We start from the raw sequence: 6,966 nt of genomic DNA on the forward strand, positions 1-6,966 counted from the left end.
CCCCGACTCAAAGAAACTCCACGAAGCCGCCGAGCGCGCCCTCGACCACTACCTCGGCACGCCAACCGCCGAGATCATGGCCGCGCCTTACAAACCCAACAAGCTGTACATGACCGACCCCGATGCCGATACCGAGTCGCTGCTGGTGGATGCCAGTGAAACCCTCGGCTCGGCCACCGTCATGCTGCATAACCACGCAGCGCTGGTCGAAGGCACGCACCGCAAAACCCTGCAAGGTATCGCTCAAGTGGTGATGTTGGCGGAGCTGGCGGTTAATCGCGTACTGGATAAGTTAGTGCCGACCGAGTGACGAAAAAGCCCGCTGTCAGACCTTGGTGGTTTGGCAGCGGGCTTTTTTGTCTGGCTTGCGATTTTTGCCCTCACCCCAGCCCTCTCCCCGAGGGAGAGGGGGCCGACCGAGAGATGCTGACGATTTACGCCGACCTGCAAATACCGCTGGGAATCCAAGATCGCTGCAAATCTTTCAGGTCGATGTAACTCGAAAGCATCCCACAACCAGTCCCCTCTCCCTTTGGGAGTGTTAGGGTGAGGGGCTCTTCTCAGCTCAAACACTGATCGCGTTGGTAAACACCAACCGATTACCAAACGGATCAGCAATCGTCATGTCCTGACTCCCCCACGGCATCGCCTGAATCTGTGGGTGCGAGAACTTGTAGTCCTTGGCCACCAATTGCTGTTGGAACGCCTCCAGCTCATCGGTCTCGATGCGCAGCGCCGAACCCGGTGTTGCATCGCCGTGATGCTCGGTCAGGTGCAGCACGCATTCGCCACGGGACACCTGCAGATACAACGGAAAATTCGCCTCAAAGCGATGCTGCCAGTCGATCTTGAAGCCGAGGAAGTCGACGTAAAACTCGACAGCCTTGGCTTCATCGAAGATCCGCAGGATCGGGGTGGTTTTGCCGAAGCTCATGGAAGTGCTCTCACCTATGGAAAAGGCCCGTACTCGACGAGCCAAATGGCCGAATCAACGCAGCGTCTTGAGTACCAGATCGCTGTAGAAAAAACGGTTCTTGTCGGTGCGTGCAAAGAAGAAATAAGCATAATCCGACAAGTAGTAGTAGGTGTTGACCCGATTGTACTCATCGCCTTCTTTACTACACTTCAACTCTTTAGCCGAGCCGCTCAAGGTTGCATTGAGTTGGCTCGCCGACAGTTCGCGAACAACGGTGCAGTTGGTGTTTTCCTGGCGCTCGTCGACTTTGCCGAGCAGCGAGTTAGTGCTGCTGAACGTCGCTTTGTAGGCCAAGCGTCCGTTGACCGGCATATGCTGCCAGTCGCCGCTGAAGCTTAGGTTGATGACACTGGACGTGTCTTTCATCGAGGGCCCCTTTGAGACGCTGAAACGGCTCAATTTCGCCAGATCCAGCAGCCCGCGAAAGGTAACGGCATCGCTCTCATAATTGGCGCCTGATAAATGCAGAGTCAGTTGCTGCGAGGCGCTATCGATTTCGAAGTGGCGCACTTCGCGCATGTCTATAGTCTTGCCCTGGTAATTCGACTGGCCCGTGATTTCCACATAGTTGAGCGGTTTAACGGCGTCCGGCATGTTCAGTTGTTTGATGGCTGATGTCACTGCCGGGGTAAGCGTTGGCAGAATCACTGGAACGCTTTTCTTTGCGCGGGCAACGAACTTGGGCAGTTGCGCTGCTGATTCGGGTTTTTCACAGACCAGTTTGAACAGCCGCTCGTAGTCGTCGTTGCTGCCGCTGATTGCACTGGAGGTCAATGCAATCGCGTCCTGTCCATCCGTGACAGTGTTGTCGGCATCCAGATCGTAACCCGCCACCACACGGTAGGTCTGCTTGCCACAATCGACTGCGTAACGCTCGCGCTTCTGTGCATAGGGAGCGTCGTAGGGCACATCGAATCCAATCAAGGGGTTGTCGTAGGCCGCCCAGAATCTCAGTTCGGAACCGTCCTTCTTGAGACTGTTGCGATCAAACAATACCCATTGTTCCTCGCCGCGGCCTTTGACCACTCGCCAATCCGAAGCCGGCGTGCTGGCACACGCCTTGATGAAGTCAGGGTTGTTTTTCAACATCCCGAGCACGTTGGCCGGCATCGCTCGACCGATCGAGTACTGCTGACCATTGAGCCCCGGATACATCCGAGCGCCGCCGCCCAGATACAGCAAGCTGGCACGGTCGGCCGCGCAGGAGGCTTCCATCTGAAAAACCACACCTGCCGCCGCTTGCGCATTGCCGGACTGACTGATCTGGAACGTCAGGATATCGCCTTCGCGCATAACCGAATCGCTGACCAATGGACGTGCGAGGATATCCTTGAACAAGGCCTCGGCTTCCGTCACCTGGCGTGATTGTGGACTGACACAACCGGCCAGTAATGTGACGGCTACGAGCAAACAAACGCGGTACATGAAACTCCCTGGGGCGACAGACGCCAAATCCACTGAATGTCAGCGATTCGGCTTGGTCGAGGGAATCTTTAATTCCAATGTGCCATCACTGCACAAAAATCCAGACCACGTCGCAAACCTGCGACTGCGGTTATACAAAACCTTTGCGCAGGTCATCTTCACGGACGAGGAACCGTCCTGCGTGGCGTCCTGAAGACTGCCCCTCCTGGTAGCTCAACACGCCGTTGACCCACACCCCGTCAATCCCTTGCGCCGCTCGTTGCGGGTCATTGAAATCCGCCACATCGCGCACGGTCACCGGATCGAACAACACCAGATCCGCCCAGTGTCCTTCGCGAATCTCGCCCCTTTCCTTCAAGCCAAAGCGCGCCGCCGACAGACCGGTCATCTTGTGCACGGCGGTGTGCAGCGGAAACAGCCCGACGTCGCGACTGAAATGCCCGAGTACCCGTGGGAAAGCGCCCCACAGGCGTGGATGCGGGAACGGGTCTTCCGGCAGTCCGTCAGAGCCGACCATCGACAACGGATGGGCGAGGATTCTTCGCACATCGGCCTCGTCCATTCCGTAGTACACCGCGCCCGCCGGTTGTAGGCGTTTTGCCGCGTCGAGCAGCGGCACGCTCCATTCGGCAGCGATGTCGATCAGGTCGCGGCCGCTGACTTGCGGATGCGGTGTCGACCAAGTGATGGTGATGCGATGCGCGTCGGTGACTTGCTTCAGATCCAGCGTCGAAGAACTTGCCGCATACGGGTAGCAGTCGCAACCGACGTGCTGGGTTTTCGCCGCTTCCTCCAACGCCGCGAGCAACTGCGGACTGCGTCCCCAGTTACCGACTCCGGCGCACTTGAGGTGGGAAATGATCACCGGTGACCGCGAGTGACGGCCGATACTGAACGCTTCATCCATCGCCTCCAGCACCGGTTCGAATTCACTGCGCAGGTGCGTGGTGTACACCGCGCCGAATGCCGTCAGTTCTTCGGTCAGTTGCTTCACTTCATCGGTAGAGGCGTTGAACGCACTGGCGTAGGCCAGACCTGTGGATAAGCCGAGCGCACCGGCTTCAAGGCTTTCACGCAATTGCTCGCGCATCGCAGCGATTTCGCCTGGCGTGGCGGTGCGGAACAAGTCATCGAGGTGATTACTGCGCAGCGCCGTGTGGCCGACCAGTGCAGCGACGTTCAGCGTGGTGTTCGCCGCTTCGACCGCCGCACGGTAATCGCTGAAGCGTGGATAAACGAAGGCTGCCGCGGTGCCGAGCAGGTTCATCGGATCCGGCGGATTGCCTTTCAGGGTCACGGGCGAGGCGCTGATCCCGCAGTTGCCGACGATCACGGTGGTCACGCCTTGGCTGAGTTTGGGCAGCATCTCGGGTTGGCGGATGACCACGGTGTCGTCATGGGTGTGGACGTCGATAAAACCCGGCGCCAGCACGCGGCCGGCGGCGTCGATTTCTTCGGCAGCGCTGGCGTCTTGCAAGTCACCAATGCGCTCGATGCGACCAGCACAAATCGCCACATCCGCGTGGTAGCCGGGCGTGTTGCTGCCATCAATGACCAGGGCGTTGCGAATCAGCGTGTCGTACAGCATGTCAGTCTCCCAGCGGCAGGTGATCGTCGCCGCCACGGTATTCGTCGAGGGCCAGTTTGATCCGCCGCAGACGTTCTTGATTGTCTTCAGGATTGGCCAGTGCCAGCTCGGTGGCGAGTACGTCGATGGCCAGCAGCATGCCGTAGCGCGCCGCCGTCGGTTTGTAGATGAACGAGGTTTCTGCGCCTTGCAGCGGCAGGACGATGTCGGCCAATTGCGCCAGCGGCGAGCCGGCGCGGGTGATGGCGAGGATGCGCGCGCCGTAGTTGCGCGCCAGCTCGACCGTTTCCAGCAGCTCTGGAGTGATGCCGGTCAGCGAGCAGACGATCACCACTTGTTCGGCATTCAGGCTGGCGGCAGTGACGCGCATCATCACCGCGTCGTGACATGCCGCAATCGGGTAGCCGAGGCGCACCAGCCGCACCTGCAATTCGTCGCTGCACAGGGTCGAGCAACCGCCCATGCCGAACGCATGAATCATCCGTGCCTGGCCGAGCATTTTCACCGCATCGGCGAAGCGCGATTCGTCAAACCCGGCCAGATGCTGGCGCAGGGTGGTTTCGATATCGCCGACAATCTGCCCGTAGAACGCCGACTGCTCGGGGGTGCCTGCCGGATCGAGAAAACGGCTGCCAACGCCGCTGGCCTGAGCCAGTTGCAGGCGCAGATCACGCAGGTCGCGACAGCCCACGGTGCGGGCGAAACGCGACAGCGTGGCGGTGCTGACTTCGGCGCGGCGCGCGAGGTCTTCGAGACTGGCGCTCGCAGCAAAGCCAACGTCGTCGAGCATCAGCCGGGCGATGCGGCCCTCGCCGGCGCTGAAGGAATCCTGACGGGCGCGGATCTGATAAAGGATGTCCATGGCGGCGGGCTCCGGTTACAGCAGGTAGGAAAGGCCGACGGTCAGGCCGAAAGCGACCAGCGAGATCAGCGTCTCGAGCACGGTCCAGGTCTTGAACGTCTGCGCGACCGTCATGTTGAAGTATTCCTTGATCAACCAGAAGCCGCCGTCGTTGACGTGGGAAAAGATAACCGAGCCGGCACCGGTCGCCAGCACCAACAGCTCAGGGTGTGGATAACCCAGACCAATGGCCACCGGCGCAACCACGCCGGACGCAGTGGTCATGGCCACGGTCGCCGAACCGGTGGCCACCCGCATCAACGCGGCGAACAGCCAGCCCATGATCAGCGGCGACAGGTGAAATTCATGGGCCAGGCCGACGATCTGATCGGTGACACCGGCATCGACCAGAATCCGGTTCAAGCCGCCGCCGGCGCCCACCAGTAACGTGATACTCGCGGTCGGCGCCAGGCATTCGTTGGTGAACTTGAGGATCGACTCGCGATTGAAGCCCTGGGCGATACCCAGCGTCCAGAAGCTCAGCAAGGTCGCCAGCAACAGCGCGATCACCGAGTTGCCAATGAACAACAGGAACTGATTGAAACCGCTGCCCGGCGTGGAGATCAGGTTGGCCCAGCCACCGATCAGCATCAGCACCACCGGCAACAGGATGGTCGCCATGGTGATGCCGAAACCCGGCAGTTGGTCGCGCGGTTCGCGGTCGAGGAATTGTTTTTCCAGCGGGTTATCCGCCGGCAAGTGGATGCGCGGCACGATGAATTTGGCGTACAGCGGCCCCGCGATAATCGCCGTCGGAATGCCGATGGCAATCGCATACAGCAAGGTCTGCCCGACCGACGCCTGATACGCCTGCACCGCGAGCATCGCCGCCGGGTGCGGCGGCACCAAAGCATGCACCACCGACAGGCCGGCCACCATTGGCAGGCCGACCATCAGAATCGACACCCCCACCCGTCGCGCCACAGTGAAGGCAATCGGCACCAGCAACACAAAACCGACTTCGAAAAACAATGGCAGGCCTACCAGAAACGCAATGCAGACCATCGCCCAGTGCGCGTTCTTCTCGCCGAATTTCGCGATAAGCGTGCGCGCCATCTGCTCCGCGCCACCGGATTCGGCCATCATCTTGCCGAGCATCGTCCCCAGCGCGACCACCAGCGCAATATGTCCCAGCGTCTTGCCCACCCCGGCCTCATACGCCCCCACCACACCCGACGGCGGCATCCCCGCCACCAGCGCCAGACCGATTGAAATCAGAGTGATGACAATGAACGGATTGAGCCGGTAACGGGCGATCAAAACGATCAGCGCGATGATGGCGACGGCGGCATAGACCAGCAGCCAATAGCCGAAGGAAGGCGTCATGCGGTACTCCTCGAAAGGGTCACGTTCGAATGGGTTGTGAAACTCATAAATCATTTCGAGATCGAGTTTTCAAACCACATGAAAGTTATTTTCGTGGAGAGGTAAGGCGTGTCGCGAACGGATATGTCTTGTCGCGATAAATGAAAATCACGGGGCGGGATTTACATGACATTCCGACAGATGAGAAACCCGTGTGGGAGCGAGCCTGCTCGCTCCCACATTGATCGCAATCCTTCAACCGGAATGCAAAAACCTGTGGGAGCTGACTTGCCAGCGCCCACAGGTTCGGTGGTGTTTACAGAGGGGGTGTACGACTCACACCATTTCGTTACGAATCCATTCCACCACCGACGTACGCTTCGGCGCCCAGCCCAGCAGTTCGCGGGCGTGTTTGCCGCGTACGCGGCTGTTGGAGCCGAGGCCGTAGTTGGCCATTTCGTAGCCCCATTCGGCTTCGGCGTCTTGCAGCGGCCAGTCTTGTGGCTGGCCGAGGTTCAGGGCCTGGGCCATGGCGGTGGTCATGTCGATGAATGACGCTTCACCGCTCTCGACGAAGTAGAAGGTACCCGGCACGTTCCTGGTCAGCGCCAGCAGGTACAGGGCGACGACGTCTTCGATGTGCACGTTGGACCAGATGTTCTGGCCGCTGCCGACGTGCCGCACCACGCCGCTTTTGCGGGCCTGTTTGAGCAGGCGCGGCAACTGCACGCTGTCGCGATTGACGCCCAGGCTGTGGCCATAGATCAGGGT

Annotated in this window: 6 protein-coding genes and 1 pseudogene; 1 reads left to right on the top strand and 6 read right to left on the bottom strand. The window is 59.9% G+C overall.

The genetic code is table 11. The features are described from left to right. A partial coding sequence (locus DBR24_RS08340; RefSeq protein ID WP_128614477.1) for a DUF6124 family protein occupies nucleotides 1–310 on the top strand: 310 nt, incomplete at its 5' end. A gap of 255 nt (nucleotides 311–565) precedes the next feature. Here DBR24_RS08340 and DBR24_RS08345 read toward each other — a convergent pair. The 6 genes and pseudogenes from DBR24_RS08345 to DBR24_RS08370 form a co-directional block, all read right to left on the bottom strand. Further along, a complete protein-coding gene (locus tag DBR24_RS08345; protein ID WP_123464449.1) occupies nucleotides 566–934 on the bottom strand; it encodes a glyoxalase superfamily protein in 369 nt (122 codons plus the stop codon). 54 nt (nucleotides 935–988) lie between these two features. Further along, the gene (locus DBR24_RS08350; protein ID WP_128614478.1) at nucleotides 989–2,401 is read right to left on the bottom strand and encodes a hypothetical protein; all 1,413 of its coding nucleotides are present in this window, start codon (nucleotides 2,399–2,401) and stop codon (nucleotides 989–991) included. Between the two features lie 130 nt (nucleotides 2,402–2,531). Continuing rightward, nucleotides 2,532–3,989, bottom strand: a complete 1,458-nt coding sequence (locus tag DBR24_RS08355) for an amidohydrolase family protein (RefSeq protein WP_128614479.1) — start codon at nucleotides 3,987–3,989, stop codon at nucleotides 2,532–2,534. A 1-nt stretch (nucleotide 3,990) separates the two neighbouring features. Continuing rightward, a complete protein-coding gene (locus tag DBR24_RS08360; protein ID WP_128614480.1) occupies nucleotides 3,991–4,851 on the bottom strand; it encodes a MurR/RpiR family transcriptional regulator in 861 nt (286 codons plus the stop codon). A gap of 15 nt (nucleotides 4,852–4,866) precedes the next feature. Further along, nucleotides 4,867–6,216, bottom strand: a complete 1,350-nt coding sequence (locus DBR24_RS08365; RefSeq protein ID WP_128614481.1) for a GntP family permease — start codon at nucleotides 6,214–6,216, stop codon at nucleotides 4,867–4,869. Nucleotides 6,217–6,531: 315 nt separating this feature from the next. Beyond that, nucleotides 6,532–6,966, bottom strand: a pseudogene (locus DBR24_RS08370) (epimerase); the annotation flags it as partial.

This window comes from Pseudomonas sp. HMWF006, from assembly GCF_003061205.1.
In the GTDB taxonomy this organism is placed as follows: Bacteria; Pseudomonadota; Gammaproteobacteria; order Pseudomonadales; family Pseudomonadaceae; genus Aquipseudomonas; species Aquipseudomonas monsensis.

Coding starts and splice junctions, on each gene's coding strand:
- DBR24_RS08350 (WP_128614478.1), bottom strand. CDS start 2,401: ATGTACCGCGTTTGTTTGCTCGTAGCCGTCACATTACTGGCCGGTTGT.
- DBR24_RS08360 (WP_128614480.1), bottom strand. CDS start 4,851: ATGGACATCCTTTATCAGATCCGCGCCCGTCAGGATTCCTTCAGCGCC.
- DBR24_RS08365 (WP_128614481.1), bottom strand. CDS start 6,216: ATGACGCCTTCCTTCGGCTATTGGCTGCTGGTCTATGCCGCCGTCGCC.
- DBR24_RS08355 (WP_128614479.1), bottom strand. CDS start 3,989: ATGCTGTACGACACGCTGATTCGCAACGCCCTGGTCATTGATGGCAGC.
- DBR24_RS08345 (WP_123464449.1), bottom strand. CDS start 934: ATGAGCTTCGGCAAAACCACCCCGATCCTGCGGATCTTCGATGAAGCC.